The sequence below is a fragment of the Shimazuella sp. NTD250 genome, assembly GCF_059510375.1.
Window position 1 is genome coordinate 629,948 of the sequence record NZ_JCAJZS010000001.1, and the last position, 18,928, is coordinate 648,875.

General features: G+C 38.1%; 15 protein-coding genes and 2 pseudogenes. 8 read left to right on the forward strand and 9 right to left on the reverse strand.

Going from position 1 to position 18,928, the window contains the following annotated elements; translation table 11 throughout:
- Positions 1-167: 167 nt before the first annotated feature.
- Positions 168-1,547: a TcaA 3rd/4th domain-containing protein gene (locus tag AC5WOF_RS03420; protein ID WP_496048536.1), complete on the forward strand. Its 1,380-nt coding sequence runs from the start codon at positions 168-170 to the stop codon at positions 1,545-1,547.
- 158 nt (positions 1,548-1,705) lie between these two features.
- The gene (locus AC5WOF_RS03425; RefSeq protein WP_496048537.1) at positions 1,706-2,491 is read left to right on the forward strand and encodes a hypothetical protein; all 786 of its coding nucleotides are present in this window, start codon (positions 1,706-1,708) and stop codon (positions 2,489-2,491) included.
- Between the two features lie 24 nt (positions 2,492-2,515).
- Here AC5WOF_RS03425 and AC5WOF_RS03430 read toward each other — a convergent pair whose 3' ends face one another.
- The 5 genes from AC5WOF_RS03430 to AC5WOF_RS03450 form a co-directional block, all read right to left on the reverse strand.
- On the reverse strand, positions 2,516-2,947 hold the full coding sequence (locus AC5WOF_RS03430; RefSeq protein ID WP_496048538.1) for a hypothetical protein: 432 nt from the start codon (positions 2,945-2,947) through the stop codon (positions 2,516-2,518).
- 19 nt (positions 2,948-2,966) lie between these two features.
- Entirely contained in the window at positions 2,967-3,707 is a 741-nt protein-coding gene (locus AC5WOF_RS03435) for an IclR family transcriptional regulator (RefSeq protein ID WP_496048539.1), read from the reverse strand.
- Positions 3,708-3,941: 234 nt separating this feature from the next.
- Complete coding sequence (locus AC5WOF_RS03440; protein WP_496048540.1) at positions 3,942-4,094, reverse strand: hypothetical protein; 153 nt, start codon at positions 4,092-4,094, stop codon at positions 3,942-3,944.
- A gap of 205 nt (positions 4,095-4,299) precedes the next feature.
- Positions 4,300-4,836: a DedA family protein gene (locus AC5WOF_RS03445; RefSeq protein WP_496048823.1), complete on the reverse strand. Its 537-nt coding sequence runs from the start codon at positions 4,834-4,836 to the stop codon at positions 4,300-4,302.
- 40 nt (positions 4,837-4,876) lie between these two features.
- Positions 4,877-5,467: a class I SAM-dependent methyltransferase gene (locus tag AC5WOF_RS03450; RefSeq protein ID WP_496048541.1), complete on the reverse strand. Its 591-nt coding sequence runs from the start codon at positions 5,465-5,467 to the stop codon at positions 4,877-4,879.
- A gap of 192 nt (positions 5,468-5,659) precedes the next feature.
- Between AC5WOF_RS03450 and acnA the strand changes: the two genes are divergently transcribed.
- Together acnA and AC5WOF_RS03460 are read left to right on the forward strand one after the other, a co-directional pair.
- Positions 5,660-8,371, forward strand: a complete 2,712-nt coding sequence (gene acnA, locus AC5WOF_RS03455) for an aconitate hydratase AcnA (protein ID WP_496048542.1) — start codon at positions 5,660-5,662, stop codon at positions 8,369-8,371.
- A 184-nt stretch (positions 8,372-8,555) separates the two neighbouring features.
- Positions 8,556-10,463 (forward strand): FUSC family protein, encoded by a 1,908-nt coding sequence (locus AC5WOF_RS03460; RefSeq protein WP_496048543.1) that lies wholly within the window; start codon positions 8,556-8,558, stop codon positions 10,461-10,463.
- Positions 10,464-10,496: 33 nt separating this feature from the next.
- Here the strand turns inward: AC5WOF_RS03460 and AC5WOF_RS03465 are convergent, their stop codons facing one another.
- Both AC5WOF_RS03465 and AC5WOF_RS03470 read right to left on the reverse strand, forming a co-directional pair.
- Positions 10,497-10,757: a hypothetical protein gene (locus AC5WOF_RS03465; RefSeq protein ID WP_496048544.1), complete on the reverse strand. Its 261-nt coding sequence runs from the start codon at positions 10,755-10,757 to the stop codon at positions 10,497-10,499.
- A gap of 272 nt (positions 10,758-11,029) precedes the next feature.
- A pseudogene (locus AC5WOF_RS03470) lies at positions 11,030-12,902 on the reverse strand (Tn3 family transposase).
- Between the two features lie 198 nt (positions 12,903-13,100).
- Here AC5WOF_RS03470 and AC5WOF_RS03475 point away from each other — a divergent pair.
- The 4 genes and pseudogenes from AC5WOF_RS03475 to AC5WOF_RS03490 all read left to right on the forward strand — a co-directional run bounded on the left by AC5WOF_RS03475 (position 13,101) and on the right by AC5WOF_RS03490 (position 16,090).
- Positions 13,101-13,705 (forward strand): annotated as a pseudogene (locus AC5WOF_RS03475) (recombinase family protein).
- A 139-nt stretch (positions 13,706-13,844) separates the two neighbouring features.
- A complete protein-coding gene (locus AC5WOF_RS03480) occupies positions 13,845-14,519 on the forward strand; it encodes a hypothetical protein (protein WP_496048545.1) in 675 nt (224 codons plus the stop codon).
- 370 nt (positions 14,520-14,889) lie between these two features.
- Complete coding sequence (locus AC5WOF_RS03485) at positions 14,890-15,168, forward strand: hypothetical protein (protein WP_496048546.1); 279 nt, start codon at positions 14,890-14,892, stop codon at positions 15,166-15,168.
- A gap of 31 nt (positions 15,169-15,199) precedes the next feature.
- The gene (locus AC5WOF_RS03490) at positions 15,200-16,090 is read left to right on the forward strand and encodes an HNH endonuclease (RefSeq protein WP_496048547.1); all 891 of its coding nucleotides are present in this window, start codon (positions 15,200-15,202) and stop codon (positions 16,088-16,090) included.
- Between the two features lie 175 nt (positions 16,091-16,265).
- Here AC5WOF_RS03490 and AC5WOF_RS03495 read toward each other — a convergent pair whose 3' ends face one another.
- Together AC5WOF_RS03495 and AC5WOF_RS03500 are read right to left on the reverse strand one after the other, a co-directional pair.
- Complete coding sequence (locus AC5WOF_RS03495; RefSeq protein WP_496048548.1) at positions 16,266-16,916, reverse strand: uridine kinase family protein; 651 nt, start codon at positions 16,914-16,916, stop codon at positions 16,266-16,268.
- Positions 16,917-17,441: 525 nt separating this feature from the next.
- The gene (locus tag AC5WOF_RS03500; protein ID WP_496048549.1) at positions 17,442-18,857 is read right to left on the reverse strand and encodes a PepSY-associated TM helix domain-containing protein; all 1,416 of its coding nucleotides are present in this window, start codon (positions 18,855-18,857) and stop codon (positions 17,442-17,444) included.
- Between the last annotated feature and the right edge of the window lie 71 nt (positions 18,858-18,928).

Genomic DNA, 18,928 nt, shown 5'->3' on the forward strand with positions numbered 1-18,928 from the left:
TCTCCGATGTCCGAAATATAACGATTCATTATAGCATAAAAGAAATAGTGCCAATATTAAATTCCTTTTTCTTCTACATTTTGTTTAAGATAGCTATTATCGAAAGACATCTTTATTTAAATCTGTTAAAATACGTAATAGTCTGATACGCAATGGAGGAATTTTCATTGGAACCAAAACAACAGCTGACCGATTTTCAAAATACGATGAAGCAAGCTACAAGTAAAGTAGTGCCTTTTTTCCAAAGGAATAAAAAATTAAGCTTCATCCTTCTTGGAGTTATTTGTATTATCATCTGTGCGTATATTGCAGGGGCTTATTTGATGGACCCCAGAGACAAAGTGACCAACTTTGAACAAGCTGTACGAGATGGAGATGTAAAGACACTATCAAGTTTGCTTCACTCACCAGACAGCAAACTGGACATCGATGAAAAACATATCAAAGATCTCATCACATATAGCAAAGAAAATCAAGATTATTTACCTGAGCTTATATCCAATATGATGACCCAGATTAATGATGAGGAAAATGGTATCACAAACATCGGGGCAGACCATGACTATTATCTCAAACGCACCAAAATCCCTCTATTCTACAGTCTGTATTCGATTGAAATCCGTCCTTATTTTCTTGAGATTTCTACCAATGAACCTGGCGCAACCATTAAAGTAGATAACAAGCAGGTCTTTAAAACAACAGATAAAGAAAAGACTTATACCATGGGACCCCTTATGCCTGGAAATTATATTACGTATGCAGAAAAGAAATATCCCTATGCTCTGCTCAGCCAAGATGATACTGTCAGTGCATTTGACGAAAAAACTGCAACTTCCGTGTCCGACCTTGAATTAAATGGCGGCAATCTCAAATTAGAAAGTAACTTCGAAAATACCAATATTTTCGTAAACGGAAAAGCAATCAGCAAGACAGTGAAAGACATGCCTGAAATTGGTCCGATTTCTTTTAATGGCACAATTCGTGTCCATGGAGAACTGCAACTTCCTTGGGGTCTTGAAAAAAGTCCTGATATTCTAGTAGAGGATGATACAAGCAGTGCAGATATTTCTCCAGTTCCATTTGCAACAGAAGCAACTCGCAAACCGATTATTGATCTCATCAATCTTTTTTCCAAACAAGACATTGAGGCCAAAGTGAAACATAATGCAAATATATTGACTACGGTTGGCGACAGCTTAAAAGCTGCATATATCGAAAACATCAACAATGACGTTCAGTGGAATTATACTTGGAAAGGAAATGCTCTTGGAACTCGAATCGACTTTGATCATATCACCTTGTCACAAGATGATGAAACGAAAGTATATCAAGCAGCTGTACCTGTCGAAGTACACGCCAAATACCGAAAATATTATTCCATTGAATCTGGAAACGAGCCGCTTGAAGACAAAATAGAGTACTATGAAATTGTCCTTTCTTATAACGAAAAAACAAAAAAATGGCTGATTACCTCAACAAGTGATCAGTATTATTCCACTGATGAATATTTTAATGGTAAAAATACGGTTAAAAGTGAATTTAAATAATTACACCTGAAAACTCCGCTAAAAAAGTGGAGTTTTCTTTATTTGCATTTAATTACAATTTAGTGATTTATATTAAAATAATAAAAAATTATTTTATTTTCGATTCATTTTATAATAAAATAATGTTATTGGATATTTATTACTAAGGACATGGTGATATGATGAAAAAACTTGGATTTATCGCTTCTTTTTTAGCACTAATATTTTTACTTGCTACTGGTTGTACCTCCAACAAGAAAACAAACGATGACACAAAAAAGACTGATAAACCTGTAGTTGTCGAGGAAAAGAAAACTCCACTTCAAGTGTTGAAAGAAACCCAAAAAGTTTTACCAACTATCAAAGCTTATAAGTTTACTCGTACTACTTTAGAAAAAGGAACGAGTGGATCGAATTACAACAATACAGAAACAGGAGTAGAACAACTCAATCCTGAAGTTGCTCATTTCACCAACTCTCGAAATGTAGAATACTATTATGATAAACAGAATGTTTACATGAAAAAAGATGGACAATGGCTCAAACAGGCTAATTCAGATGGAAAAGTTCTAGTTAGTGTTTTATTTACCAATAACATAGACTTTCTTATCGAAAATCTCGCAACAAAAGATGCACTCCCTGGAATCACCGTAACAAAAAATGGAGATGAATATGTAGTTTCTATCGATTATTTAATTTTTAAAGATCCACAAATGACCGATGCTGAGTATGCACAATCCAAGGCTGAAACCATCAAACGTAAAACAGAACTTACCATAGACGCCAACACATTCGAACCCAAAAAATACACCTTTAACTATGAATCAAAAGCTGGTAGTTTGCGCTCAGTTGAATTGGACTTAAGTACGTATACTTCTCCGATTGTTATACCTAGCGAAGTCGTGCAGGGTGCTACACAGGCTCCTGCTCAAAACCAAACACAATCTACTACTCCTACAACCTAAAAACTAGGGCATTTGCCCTAGTTTTTATCCTTTTAACCAGAAGTAAATCGATGCGATCGTTGCTAGAAACCACACTGGCCACAAGTTGGGTATCCATCGACCGAACAAAACCTCAAAAAAACCCTCCTCTGTACCAACCATTGAAGCACTTTGCTCGCTCCAAATCAGTAGATAGCCGGTCTTTACATCCAATATTCGATCTAAATAGTTACCCTCTAATTTCTGTGTCATTTTCTCCTCTTGTCCAACAGGTATATAGGTGACCTGCTGTTCCACACCCGCTATCCAATTTTCATCAAGATGAAACAACCACCCACTAGAACGATGAACTCCAACTTCCATAAAGTCAACCACTTGAAGTCCTGTGCCTAGCTGTTGCTGTAACCAGCGAACCATTTTTTCTGGCTCTGTATGGGCAGGGAAAAATTGATATAACGGGACTTTTCGTTCTCCCATTTCCCATTTCCTCCCGAAATTATTTGGCGATCTGCCTGCAATGTTCTGCTGCACGTTTCAAACTACTAGCAAAGGCAGACATCTGATCGATACTCATTCTCGATACTGGACCAGAAACTGCAAGCGCAGCTAGCAAATGTCCGTCTCGATGGAAAACAGGTACCGATATTGCTGCTGTACCTGTTTCTCGCTCCTCTACACTCAATGCATAGCCATGTTGTCTTATTTCTTGCAACTGTTTTTCATATTCTCGTTTTTCTTCCTCAGACATGCCGGATTCTGTTAATAACTGATTTCGATCATGCTGCTGTAAAAAAGCCATAAACACTTTACCAGAGGCACCGACAAGAATCGGCATACGTACACCGATTGGGGCTACTCGTCTTATCGCTTGATTGGACTCAACAGCTTGAACACGAATACGCTCTGCCTCATCTCTTATGTAAAGACTTACTGTTTCATCTAAGGTATCTCGTAATTGTTCCATTTCAGGTAAAAATAACACCGCAGGGTCACTAGATTGATAAATTTGCCCTGCTAATTCCCATATTCTTATCCCAAGTTGATACTTATCCGAACGCAAATCTCGTTTGATAAACCCTTTCCCCTCAAGAGTCGCAAGGAGTCGGAAAACAGTACTCTTATTTAAACCCGTCTTTTTTGCTATATCGGTTAATCCTAGTTCTGCTTGGTTGGTAAAACATAATAATATATCCAAAGCACGTTCTGCTGCCCGTACTGTATTTTTCTTTTCATCCATAATATGTCTTAAGACCTCCCTCGCAAAGTCTTTTGTCTATTATATAACAAAACACATTTATGGAGGTGCTTGTCTTTATAGATTAATAGATGATACTCCTCTGATCCTACTATTTCTCACTCTTACAGCCTTTCATAAAACAATTCTTTACATGAATCTTGTGCTCGCATTTTATCTACTATAAAATTTATATAATCCACAGAAGTTCTGTGGTCATGTGATCTTAAGAGGAAATCATGAGCCAGTCTGAGAACCGTCCGTCCGCTGTGGACCCAACCAACGACCTTCCCACTGTCGCGGACATGTGGGCAGAAGTAAATCAGGAGTACCACGATGGTGAGCGCCGGGAGATGCAAGACCTCCGGGAACAGCGGTAACTCGACCCAAGAACTCCTCAAATGATCCAAGGTGGTGCATCTGTCAATAGTAGTTGCACCGCCAGCGAAAATAAGCACATTCATATAGAAAGGCTAACGTTTTGATAACGTTAGCCTTTGTTATTTCTGATCTCTCACAAGGAAAACATGAATTCAAATGTTATTTTTCCTTTGCCACCGTTTGTTTCATGCACTACAAGAATGATTATCGGTATTTAACTGCTCAACTTCGTAACTTTTTTTTGTCGATAAACACGGATTACTTGAAAAATAACGATACTAACAAAAATCACTCCTAAGGCTACAAATCCCCAGTTACGGCTTGCTGAAGCTATCGCTGGAATCGCTTCTCCAAATTGATATCCAACTAAAAAGAATGCTGCTGTCCAAATCAGTCCAATGGAATAGGAGTATAAAGCATAATGTCTAAATTTCATTTTGTGGCTGCCTACTACATATGGGATTACATGGCGCACAACTGGCAAGAAATAACTCAAAATAAGGGCAAACTTGCCGTACTTGTCCACCAATTTCTCCGATTTTAATAGATAAGGACGCCACTTTTCTTTCTCTTGAAATTTCTTCGTTAAACCTACTCCATATTGCCTTCCTAATGTGTAACCGATCGATAGACCTGATACTACTCCTAGATAAGTTACAATAAATGAAGGAACTAACTGCAACACTCCAAGAGACGAAACAAAACCGCCTGTCATTACAATTACTTCATCTGGTATTGGCATCCCTACAATCCCTAGTCAGAGACAGAAAAATAAGGCAAAGTAACCATATTCACTGATCCATTGCATCAACTGTTCCATTCCCATCGGATCTACCTCCATTCGGCTTACAAATATAAACAAAACTCGGTGGTATATTTATAGGTACAAAGCGAACACTTACTTGAGAAAAATGTGCCAAGAGGTGTTTGCGCATTTGTAAGGAATATTGAAATTGAACAAAAACTCCATCGTCATGCAGAGCACGACTTGATTCCTGTAAGATTCTCGTTGTTAAGTAGCTGGGAAAGTTGGCAAATGGCAAGCACGATATAATTGCATCCACTTTTTGAACTCCATTTTTCTGAAACACATATCGCATTTGCTCCGCATCTTCTGCATGCTGAAAATGTGGAAACCGCTCTCTGAGTTGTCTGCTAAAAATAGGATCGTTTTCAAATATGATGGCTTTTGCATCTGGTGCAATCCGCTTTTGAATTTCCTTGGTGACTACACCTGTGCCACCCCCAAGCTCTACTACTGTTTTTATCTTGTCCCAAGGAATTGGATTAACCAAAGCATGTACCAAAAACTTGGAACTGGGTACAATACTACCTATACTCCTTGGTGAAGTTAGAAAACGTTCCAGCAGCTGAAAATGCATACCGCCACTTCCTTTCTTTTCGATTACAGCTCAACAAGGAAAAATGAAATGAAAAGTAAGGTATTTTTAAGATTCCCTGAAGAAAAATAGTTATAAGTTGATTTACAGAATTACGAAATCACGTTATAATGAGTACGAAAAAAGAAACCGAGTTCCGCCTGATGAAACAACCAATAAAGGAGGTCCTTTTCTATGGATTTATCCAAAGTAAAAGTTCCCTTGAAAATCAAAGATCGTTCTTATGTGATGTATGATATCAACCAATTAGAAAAACAAGGATTAGGTGATGTTTCTAAACTTCCCTTTTCCATCAAAGTAATTCTAGAGGCGGCTGTCCGCGGATTTGATGGAAAATCGGTAACAACTGAGCACATTGATCAACTCTTGAAATGGACAAAAAACAAAAGCGATAAAGAAATCGCATTCAAACCTGCACGTATTGTACTTCAAGACTTTACAGGAGTTCCTGCTGTTGTAGATCTTGCAGCTCTTCGCTCTGCTATGGCACGTGTTGGTGGCGATCCAAAACGAATCAATCCCCTCATTCCAGTCGATCTAGTCATTGACCACTCTGTCATGGTAGACGAAGCAGGAACAGCAACTGCGCTCACTACTAACATGAAATTGGAATTCGAGCGCAATGCAGAACGTTATCGTTTGCTCCGTTGGGCAAAAGAAGCATTCTCCAACTTCCGTGCAGTTCCACCAGCTACTGGGATCGTGCACCAAGTTAACTTGGAATTTCTCGCAAGCGTCGTTACATCAAAAGAAGAAGCTGGAGAAACCATTCTCTATCCTGACTCCCTTGTCGGAACGGATTCCCATACTACCATGGTAAATGGTCTTGGGGTTGTCGGATGGGGTGTCGGTGGTATCGAAGCAGAAGCAGGAATGCTCGGTCAACCATTATATTTTGTAACTCCAGAAGTAGTTGGATTTAAACTTACCGGAAAATTACCAGAAGGTGCGACAGCTACTGACCTTGCACTAACTGTCACCGAACTTCTCCGTAAAAAAGGAGTAGTTGGGAAATTTGTTGAGTTTTATGGAGCTGGACTTAGCAATCTCAGCCTAGCTGACCGTGCTACTGTTGCGAATATGGCCCCTGAGTATGGAGCGACTGTTGGATTTTTCCCAGTTGATGAAGAAGCGCTTCACTACCTAGCTCAAACAGGTCGAGATCAAAATCATATTGATTTGATCCGTGAATACTGCATCAAACAAGGATTATTCCGTACCGATAACACACCAGATCCATTCTTCCGTGATACGGTAGAATTGGATTTAAATGATGTAAAACCAAGTTTAGCAGGTCCTAAGCGTCCACAGGACCGTGTAAACCTCAGCGATATGAAAAAAGTGTGGCAAAATACACTTGAAAAACCAATCGATGAACGTGGTTTTGGTCTTACAAAAGACCAATTAGACGCAGCTGGAAGTATAACAAGAGATGGAAAAACCTATGAGCTGCCTCACGGAGCTGTTGCTATTGCTGCAATTACTAGCTGCACCAATACTTCCAACCCTTCTGTCATGATTGGTGCCGGGCTTATCGCCAAGAAAGCAGTAGAAAAAGGGTTAGAGGTTCCAGCTTATGTGAAAAGCAGTCTCACCCCAGGTTCGCAAGTCGTAACCAGATACTTAGAAAAAGCAAACTTGCTTCCTTCGTTAGAAAAGTTAGGCTTTAATGTCGCAGGCTATGGCTGTGCAACTTGTATTGGAAACAGTGGACCACTTGCTGATGATGTGAACAAAGCAATCACCGATAATGACCTGACCGTTGCTTCTGTACTCAGTGGGAACCGCAACTTTGAAGGTCGGATTCACCCATTGGTAAAAGCAAACTACTTGGCTTCTCCTCCACTTGTTGTCGCCTATGCCCTTGCTGGAACAGTCAATTTTGATTTTGAAACAGACCCAATTGGTAAGGACCAAAACGGACAACCAGTTTATCTTCGTGATATCTGGCCAAGTTCATTTGAAATCAGCCAAGTAATGGAGAAAGCGATCGACAGCGAACAATTCCGTACACAATACAGCAAAGTATTTGATGCAAATGAAGAATGGAATGCGCTGCCAACACCAAAAGGTATGTTATATGAGTGGGATGAAAAATCTACCTATATTCAAGAGCCACCTTTCTTTGTCAATCTGGATTCCAATTTGGAAAATATCGAAGCAATCCGCGGTGCACGAGCACTTGCCGTCTTAGGTGATTCAGTAACTACGGACCATATTTCACCAGCAGGCAGTATTGCGCCATCCAGTCCAGCAGGACGACACTTGCAAGATAACCATGTTGCTATAAAAGACTTTAATTCTTATGGTTCCCGTCGTGGTAATGACCGTATCATGACAAGAGGTACCTTTGCTAATATCCGTATCCGCAACAAAATGGTTCCTGGTTCAGAGGGTGGTGTGACCAAACACCTTCCAACAGGTGAAGTGCTCTCTATCTACGATGCTGCTATGCGCTATCAAAAAGAAGACACTCCACTTGTTGTGCTGGCTGGAAAAGAATATGGTACTGGCAGCTCCCGTGACTGGGCAGCAAAAGGTACCAATTTGCTCGGTGTCAAAGCGGTTATCGCAGAAAGCTTTGAACGGATTCACCGCAGTAACTTAGTCGGAATGGGCGTCTTGCCTCTTCAATTTAAAGAAGGTGAATCTGCAAGCTCGCTTGGTTTAACTGGTGAAGAAGTGTTCCATATCGCTGGTTTAAATGACCAAGTAAAACCAGGAGATATCCTGACAGTAAAAGCGGTAAAAGAAGATGGCACCACTACTTCCTTCCAAGCAATCGTGCGTCTGGATAGTGTGGTAGATGTAGAATACTACCGCAATGGTGGTATCCTTCAAACCGTTCTTCGTCAAATTTTAGATGATCAAGGTGTTACGGTTTAATCTTGATCTTAGCTTATCGAAATGGAAAGATAGACGATACCATCCACAGTTTTATCTTTTACTACGACTCAAGTCTTAAAAAAAAGCGGCCAAATTTGGCCGCTTTTTTTGATTGTACATGGTACAGAGCAAATTATCGAATAATAGAACCAATACTTCCCACCATTCCTAGAAAGGAATAGATATGAAAAAGACATTCCGATCGAATTCATTAATGAAACAATCTTTGTCGCTTAACAAGCAATCTTTTCCGTGGGGAAAAGCATGTGGTGCAGGTTTTGCTGCCTCTCTTCCCGTATTTATCGGATTGTTGTTTGGAAATCTCACATATGGGCTTATTGCTGGAATGGGCGGATTCACCTATTTGTATGTATTTCATATCCCATATGCACAAAGAGCAAAAAAAATATTTTATGTCTTACTCGGAATGACCTTCGTTTCAATATTGGGGTCTCTTGCTGCCCCTTATCCACTTGTAATTGCATTACTTATAGGAGTAATAAGTAGTTGTACGATATTCGTTTTTGGAGCATTAAAAATAAAAGGTCCGTCTGCATTATTTTTTGTTTTGGTTTTTTCCATGACAGCAGCCATGCCGATTCATCTCGAACTAACTCTGCTTCGAGCTGGCCTCATATTTTCAGGCGGAGTCTTGTCTTGGTTAATTGCTATGATTGGATGGTTTTTTGATCCTCATGGTCCTGAAACAGGAGTGATAAAAAGAGTTTATCTGCAATTAGCTAATCTACTTCATACTGTGGGAACAAAAGAATTTGATGAAACAAGACGCAAAGTTATGTCAAACTTAAAAGAAGCTGAAGAAACACTAATAGCAGGATATATACCATGGAAACAGACGGACCATTTTAACAGGTTGATGGTGTTAAATCAGCATGCAAAGGCTATGTTTTTGTATGTGCTTGAAAATTTTTCAACAACCAAACAAAAATTGCCTATAGAGTTCAGCGTTTTTTTACAGGAAATTGCTAAGTCGCTCGATCAAAAAAACCAGCATTCCATTCCTAAAAACATAAAACTGCCAAAAGAAATGAATGATTCTATGAAAGAACTTTTCACCCAAATTACCGATGCAGACGCTATCATGAACGAAACTATTTCTAAAATTAATGAAGATATTCAAATTCATAAAACACCACTAAAAACCATCTTCTCGGAAGCTTTTGATAAAAACTCAATTGTTTTTACCACTGCTAGTAAGTTCGGTATTATCACTACTATTGCTGCGATGATCGCATACTTATCTGGCTTCTCTCGTCCATTTTGGATTCCTATTTCTTGTGTTGCTGTTATGTCAGGATTCACCATTATTGCAACTTATCATCGTGCAGTCCAAAGAGCCTTAGGTACGGTTCTTGGAATTTTGATTGCAGGACTCCTTTTTGCCATTCATCCCAACGGTGTTTTCATTGGTTTATTCATTTTCTTCCTAACCATGGCGACTGAGTTATTGATTGTAAAAAATTATGGTCTTGCTGTAGTCTTTTTTACACCTAATGCACTGCTTATAGCAGAAAGTATGAGTCAAGGAAACTTCCGTTATTTTGCATCAACGCGATTAGTTGATATTCTTATTGGGATTCTATTTGGCTTGATCGGAGTATTTTTTATAGGGAGACGTTCTGCCTCTAACAAACTTCCGTATTTCTTATCTAATACGCTTCGCAGCCAAGCCCAAGTTTTATATGCTCTCTTCTCTGATAAAAATATAGATTCACTTGCTGGCAGCAGGGAAATCAAGGAACTGCAAACAAGTATTCATAATCTAAAAACCGTATACGATACAGCTGTTGGGGAGATCCCTGTTAATCATAAAACGTTAGCGTATTATTGGCCTATCGTGATCTTTGTGGAACAAATCGAATACTTATTGGAGAACTACACAAAAAAAGAGAGTACTCTTACTCTACCAGAATCTGCACTTGCTCCAATATTGATTTTTTATGAAGAAATGGCTCACTCTGTTTCCCGAGGAAAGTCTCCTGCCACGAAACAGATTCCACGACTAAAAGAATTTCCCAGCCTAGAAACAGAATTAAAAGCTTTACAAAAATCCTTGCAAGCTCCCATCTAAATCAAGGGACTGATCGTACAGTCCCATTACTACTCAAGATTTATTTAACCACCAATAAGATTTTACTTGTAATTCTGCTTCTAATCGATGGGTCTCTTCTTGTATTTCTTGCAATTTTGGCTCGGCAAATTCTCTGGCCAAATCTCCACGAAGATGTTTTCGTATAAGGTCAATCTGATATTGTCTCGCATCAAGTAACTCCATTGCAGTCTGATCTATGTTTAGATTGGTTTTATTTGACTGAAACCCCATTACCTCTTGGATCAATTTCTCCATATCCAATTGTTTTTTCATGATGTTATAAACCCCTTTTTCAAGACATTAAATATTATTATAAATGAAATTGTTTCTATATTCCTTTCCCGTATAAAACTGTTGTTTAAAAAATATAAACGCTGTCAGTAATCATAATTATGAATATTGCGAACATTGATTAGCCATACCATTTATTCTATAAGCTACGATTGATATAATGATGTTGGGTGTTTTTGCACAACGCCTCGAAAAGGTGGAATAAGAAATCCCCCTCCTAATATTTAGAAATTCAGAGGGGGATTTTGCTATGATTACTCTATTTCCGGTATGGCCTTTGATTGGTTCAAATCGTGAATGATTGCATCCATGTCAATAAAATCCTGTTGTTTGTTAAACTCATATCGCCCGTAAAGGTTCACATGCTGCCATGCAACGGGAGAAATTTGTTTCAACACATCCGAATCTTGACCATGGCTCTCTTTATAGGCAAGCATGTTTGATAGGATGCTGGCATTATAATAAATAATACAATTGGCGAGTAAGCTACTACACTCTCCCCATATTTGTTGATCATTTTCGTTTTTAAAACGTAACTTCCCAAAGTTCGCATAGGATACCGCTTTGTGTAATTTATGATAACTTTCTCCTCGATTCAATGCCTTGTACACATTGCGACGTAAGGGAGGAGAATCAATATAATTCAAGAAATAAAGACTTTTGATGATGTTATCATACTCCCACAAACCACTTTTGGTTTTGTTTTTTCGTGCATAAGAACTCAACTACTAATGTTTTTTGCTGGTACATATAACGCTTCACACTTTTGGACATAAAACGATTTGGTAGGTCATCGGAGTGATATTGACCTAATGCTTTATTTTTTCATAAAAGCAGCGCTTTTAGAAGATGGATTGCATCCATTAATGGATCATTTGGCGATGAGGATGCAAAATCAATCTGCATGAATATGGGGCGCAGATATCGTTTAAACTTTTGAGAAATCTGATCGATATGTTCCCATTGAAATGCGGTTTCATCAAATTTAACATCTGTTGTAATTTGATTGGCTATTGTTGCTAACTTCTGTCGTTCCAAAATAGCAAATGCTCGTTCTCGAATATCCTGAAAAGGAGTATCAGGAGGAATATCCTCATCCGTAAATAGTTTCAGCACTTCCCCTGCTTTTCCCATGTTTTGATTGCTCTCTGTATAACATTCGTATACCCGTTCTTTTGCTTTTCCTTTGGCTTCGTCTGTGTAACGTTGCACACTAAACAGAAAGGTATTAATGAGATTGTCATGCATTCTTTGGTAGCGATGGTGGACAAAACATAATAAATAGACGTAAGCAATCCATTTATTCAATCGTTTCAGTCGAAAGACAGAGTAATAAGTTACTAAAGAAGCATAGTATTTGATACTTTCATTGGAGATGCCTAGCCCGGGTAACAGCTCTTGGGCAAGATGATATAAAGGCTGTATTTGTTTCCCTCGATTCATCTCTCGTTTTATTTCGGTTGCACTAAAGTCTTTCGGTTCGCGTTTCAGCAACGTAATTTCATACAGTCCTGAAGAATCTTCCAGTAATCGTTCTAAGGCTTCTGTATCAATCTGTTTCAGATGGTTTTGCATCAACGTGACTAATCGATTCTGTTCGTGGGTTATGGCCTGACCTACTATTTCTTGCATGAAACTATAACCAGGAACGATAATGCAATGTTCAGACAAATAATTCATGATTTCTCGAAAGATATAGATTGGTTTCCCACAGAAAGTGGCAGCCTTATATGCTTTCTCCTCTAATTGTTTCCGCTCTTCTGTGCCGCAACTTCGGTAATGAAACAATTGAAGAATCAAACCTTGTTGGTTTAATCTGGTGAACTTATCAATGGATCTAAGATTCGTGATCTCCTCATTGTTGAAATGTTCCTTCAAAATATATTGAAGATCCTCTCCCACTTCATGAAGATCAAAGGTATAAAATAGTTTCTTCGCTTTGAAATAGCCCAATTGTAAGACAAAATAAGCCTTTGACTTAATCGAACGTAATGTACGTAGTAACTCTTTTTCGGGCTGGGAGAGTGCGAAATAATGGCAACGATCTTCATAGGTAAAACACGGTCTGTCATAGATGATTTTTATTTCATCCTCACCAAGAATTCTTAACCGTCTTTGTCTTGTCATGTTTTTTCATTTTCCATATGTACACTTCCTATGACAACATATCTTTCAAAAAGTGTACTTTTTGAAAGGGTCGATAAACCGTGATTTTTGTGTTTCATTATCATAACATAATCCAATTTGAGATGTGTCGAGAAACTTGTATATATTTTGAAAGGAAAATATAATAGCTCTATTATGAAAGATGACTAGGAGATGCCAATGCGAAATTTTTTCTATGCACGAGTTAGTAGCAAAGATCAATCATTAGAAAGACAAATCGCAGCTGCTAAAGAACTCAGGATTGAAGAAGAATACATATTCATAGAACGAGCAAGTGGAAAAGACTTTAAACAGCCAGAATATCAATTGATGAAGCGCATGTTTAGAGATGGAGATGTTTTATACATTCCATCATTGGATCGGCTAGGACGGAATAAACAAATGATATTGGACGAGTGGAGGGAACTGATAAAGGTTAAACAAATTGATATTGTAGTTTTAGATATGCCGCTGCTTAATACCATGAAATATAAGGATCTGAACGGAATTGAATCGTTAATTTCTGATTTGATCCTACAACTATTAAGTTATATGGCAGAGGATGAACGAAAAAGAATAAGAGAACGACAAGAAGAAGGAATACGGGTAGCGATTCAGAATGGAACGAAATTCGGTAGGAAGAAAATCGAGATTAACGAAACATTTCAATCTGTCTATCAGGATTGGAAACAAAAGAAATAACAGCTGTGGAAGCGATGAAAATAGTGGGGATGAAAAGTAATACTTTTTACAGAAGAGTAAAAGAGTACGAAACGAAACTTTAAATGGTTATAGGGAAGGTAGTTTTCATACGGAATGACAAAAATAGCGCGCCTATGGGGCGTTTTTTCTTGTAGATGTGTGAAAATTAAATTAAGATAGTACATAAGGAAACGACCCCACATCCTAGAAAGGGATGCGCTCATGCGGTACACCACCCACAAGCTGTCCGACAACTCCTTTGCGATCAAGCCGGCGGGTCAGCAGCGCCTGATCGTCGTCGACTTCGAGGCTGGAGCTGTCTTTACCGGCGGCTGGAACGGCTTTGCTCCTGCGCTGATGGAGTCGTCGTCTGACTTTCTTCCGGCTGAGCCGGCAAGTGGCTTCGTGCAGTTCACGCTTCTCAAGCGTGAAGGAGAGAGGTTCGTCTCCCCCAAGTCTGGCGAAACCGCCACTGGGGGGTACTTCACCCTCAACGGTGACAAGCTGGATTACGAAATGGAGAAGTGGAACCCTGCTTCCCCCAGCGATGTCATCAGGGAAGAGGTGGAGTTCACCGTCGTCAACGACCTCATCCCGACGGATCGTCGGATCAAGGTCGTCGACCTCAGCTATGACCCGGTGCTGACCGACACTTGGCGGCACCCGGACGTCGGTACAATCGACGTCTATCTCCGCTACGAACAGCGGCAGAATGGGCAGGTGCTGACCGGGGCGGAAGGCATCTGGACGTCTACCGATGGAATGCGCTACCCTCTCCGTCGAGACGATGGCCTGCTGCGTTGTGGTTTCCCGTGGATCCTTGGTGAGATCAACTTCAACACGACCACCGGCATCTGGAATGGTACCGATGGCGAGGTGAAGATGAACCGCGCGTAGCGTCCTCTTGGCACAAGCCAGCTAGGATGTGGGACTCCCCTGTACAGTTTCTGTGCAGGAGAGTCAATTTTTAAGGCTTTAGCCAGTTGAGCACGTTTTGTGTGCTCAACAGAAAACTGGGCCTACTGGGCCTATTAGTGATAGGTATGAGATATTTAATCAGAAAATTCCGAAATACACCTTTTCGAGGGGATGGGCAAAAATACCCTATTTATATTGATGAACTCATCCTACAGAAGGAAAAGAAACAAAAAAACCCCTGTTTTTTAGGGATTACAATAAATGGAATCTACTTTGCGGGTAATGACACGTTCGCTGGTATTACCCCATTAATGCCAGTTTAATTGAGAAGGGATTGAGTATTTAGTACATGGATTTAAACCATCCTTTAGAAAATAATATTGATATATACGTGATTCAAGAATGGGAAGAAATAATAAAATCCAACTTCCAATCACTTAAGACTGCTAGTGAAGCTTATCAATACCTAGAAGTATTGAAGAATGCAGAAGGTGATATTCGATATAGAAAAAGAAATATGGATAATGGAGAAGATCAAATACTTGCTAATAATGTTCTAGAATTAATCGATGAATGTTACCGAACTGTTCTAATTTGGCTAGAACAAACTCCTATTGTTAAAGGATAAGAATTTTATTATTCCAGAGAGGAATAAACAAGTGAAGGAACACTATATGTATCTAAACAATTCGTCATCTATGTTTCTTGCAAGCACATTATTGCTTAATTTTCGTTATGAAGATGAATTCAAAAAAGTAGTATTACCAATCATATTTAAAGATTGTATTGAAAATGGATTAATTTCAACTATAGCAAAACCGCATAAATGGACTGTTTTACATGCGATTTTATTTGATATGCTTAACGAACAGTTGGAAGAAAACTTACAACATGGTGGAAGCGTTGTCTATATTAACGAATTGATAGATGTACTTATGGATGCTGGAATAAAAGGTATAGAAAAATTTTCAGACGATGATCTAATTTGTGAAGCCACAAAAGAGGAAATAGATTTATCTTATTATAATCCAGATTCTTATGACATTCCGTTCATAGATGATTGTGACTGTATGATTTGTAAAAGAATAAACGATGTATGGTATCAACTTCATGAAAAACTGGAACAAGCGAAAAGAGCGGCATGCCATCAGGCATTTCATTATCTTTTTCAGAATCGATCTTTTCTTCGCGATTTTAACACATTTCTAGCTGATTACATTGAAAAAAACATTGATGTTTTGATTGAAGAATATCCCAATGCTTTTACAGAGAAAAAAAGAATTGCCCGTAAATACTTTCCTACCTGGTTAATAAATGCTTTATTCCATAGAGATAAGGGAAGATGTGCAATATGTAAAACGGATTTAACTGGTATCTTACATTCTGTAAGAGATATAGCAATTGATCATATTGTTCCCTTAGCTAACTTTGGGACTAATGATCCATCAAATATGCAGATACTGTGTTCAAGTTGCAACTCTAAGAAGTCAAATCGTAACTCCGATACCTCCAATTTTGATATTCCTTACTGGGTATTAGATGAGGACTAGATATAATTTCAGGATAAGTTAAAACTAAAGAATTCCTTTGGTTGAGCTTTTCTACTTCTTAAATTCTAGAAACCATTTATTGATGGCCCAGTGTCAGGTTCCTGTTCTAGTCCGTTAGATAAATTCCATTTATTTCCCAAATTGCACTTTGTCACACAGTTGCTGGTTTTGCTCCTTAATTAAGTTCAAATATATTTTTTTCTATATGTATTTCCCTATTAGATGTTTTAATAATAATATCGAAATGCTTACTGTACGGATGCATAAACACTTCATACTGAATCCTACGTTCTTCATGAGATTGACTTAAAAAGTGAATATCGGTTCCTCTTTCAACAATATCACGGTTCGACCTTCTCATTAATTCCGTTTCACCATCTGTATAAAAGTAAATTCTTAAATCAAATAATTCTGGATTAATAAATGCAACACTCATTCCTTCTACAATTGTTACTTTGTTTTTTGAAGAAATTAACTCGCTTTTCTTATAATGCACATCAAGTGTATATAAATCTAAACCAGCTCTAATCATCTGAATATCTCTTTCTAAAGAAGACAAATGATGCGCTGATGGATGGCAAGCCGTCATTTTATAGCGATGAGTTTCATTCTGATATGTATAGTTGATGATCACATGCTTTCGTAGGTTTGAGCTAACAATATATGGATCCGTATTAATATGATTTACTTCATTTTGATTTAGTAGGTTTACGATCCTATTGGCAAATGTTGTTTTTCCAGCAGCACCATGTCCTGAAATGCCAATAACAATCTTTTCATCATTTATTTTGACCCAATTTATGATTTCTTGTAATAACTTATCCATTAATCTCTCCCTTTTACTGATATACTCCTCTTTTTTACTTATAGGATAACTGTGCCATAAAGTGTGTATAGGCTTTTTTCTTACTGTCTACTTGACAGGGGTAAGTTCATTTGTAGGAATTTTTCTTTTTTTAAGTCAACTTCTTCTATATTTTTCTGCATGACAACACTACTATTGAGACCAGTATGCCTCATGATATCACGTCTTCCCAACCATCGTCTCTGCTAGTTGGATAATTAATTCTCGACGCAAAAAGTGGTCATCAAATTCAAGTAAGCGAACAGGGTAGTGACTTGCTTTTTCTTCATGGGGTCACCATATATGGTATTACTCCTAAAATGGACTCCTGCAACTATAGCAGGAGTCCATTTTTTCTTATTAATGATTAGTTTCCATGATTCATATGCATTTTTGAATGATCCATCTTCATATTGTCATGACTATCACTGCTACTACATCCAATTGGAACTAACTCGATTGTTAATATAAATAGTCCTAATAATATCTTTTTCTTTATCATTGATTTCACTCCTCTTTATGAGTGGATAATTTATCTCGATCCTTCCCTTTCTTAATGAAATAAATGAAACCTTCTATAAGGATCACGACGATCAAGGAAAGCCCGAATAACGGCATAATTATCCCTAAAACAACCATAAAAATAATGAAACCAATCGAAATCTTGTTTGATATTTTTGGTGGAGCAGATAATTTTCCTTGTTTTTTACGAGATAGCCATGTTTTGAATCCCCAAAAGATAACGAGAAGGAAACTTAAACATACAAGTAAATTGATCAGTTTGTTTGGCCAGCCGAATAAATGCCCTTCGTGTAGAGGAATACCCCATGTAAACCATTTAGCCAAAATACCATAATCCTGATAGCTGACTTTTGAAATCAGTTTTCCACTATATTGATCAAAATACGTAGTCATTTCCTCATAAGGGCTAACATCCAACCCAGTGACACCTGTGTTACTTCCTTTTGATACGGTGTAAACGCCTTTTTCATCCGCTGGATAAATAATAGAATATGGTTTTGAAATATGATTTTTCTCCACCTTACTCATTAAATCTTCCACGCTTATCCTGTTGCTGTCATGTGTCATACCAGGCATAGAAGACATATTCCCATGATGTTCATGAGATTGGCTTGAATTAGGCGGCTGATTTTTTCGTGTTGCCCATGGAATCTCACTCATATCTGAAGTGGGAGGCTGCTGTTGTAAAATGGGAATCCCAATCGATGAATACTTTTGAGCTGCTGAATAGATAAAATTACCCATAAACGCAGACCATGGCAAACCAGTGAAAATGATAGCGATCAGGGGAATGGTAATAATGGTCCCCACTAAAGCATGCCATTTTCTATTTTTTTGTCGTTTCGTTGGATTAGGTGCCTTCTTTAATGCCCTTCCCTTAAAAGTCATATAAATACCGGTAAGGAGCATAAAAATTGCCCAACATGCAGCCAATTCCACTAAATAATTAACAACTGTACCACCCACAAACAAAGAACTATGGATATTTCTCATCATGTTTGAATAGGTATACTTTGAATTTTGGTTCCCGACAATCTCATTGTTTTTATCTAAAAATACATATTTTTCATCGCCAGACTCATTGGTCATTGTTAAACGTTTGTTATATGGATCATCTAATATAATAACTTTTGATACAGCGTATCCTTTATATTGGTCTACTGCCTTTTGTATCCCTTGATCTATCGTCAACTGTTCGGTTTGCTTGCTTTCCCCATAAAATTGCTCATGATAAACTCTTTTCTCTACATCCGGGTAAAACAAATAGCCAATACCACTTAGTATCAGGGTAATTAGTAAGGGTGTAATAAATAATGCAGCATAAAAATGCCAGCGCCAAAGAATACGATAGAAACGATTTGTTTGTTGGTTTTCTTCGTTTATTTGAACATCAGAAGCCATATCTTATCCTCATTTCCTTTTTTCTTCCAATATAAAATATAAACGATTGAAAATAGAATACAATAACTCGA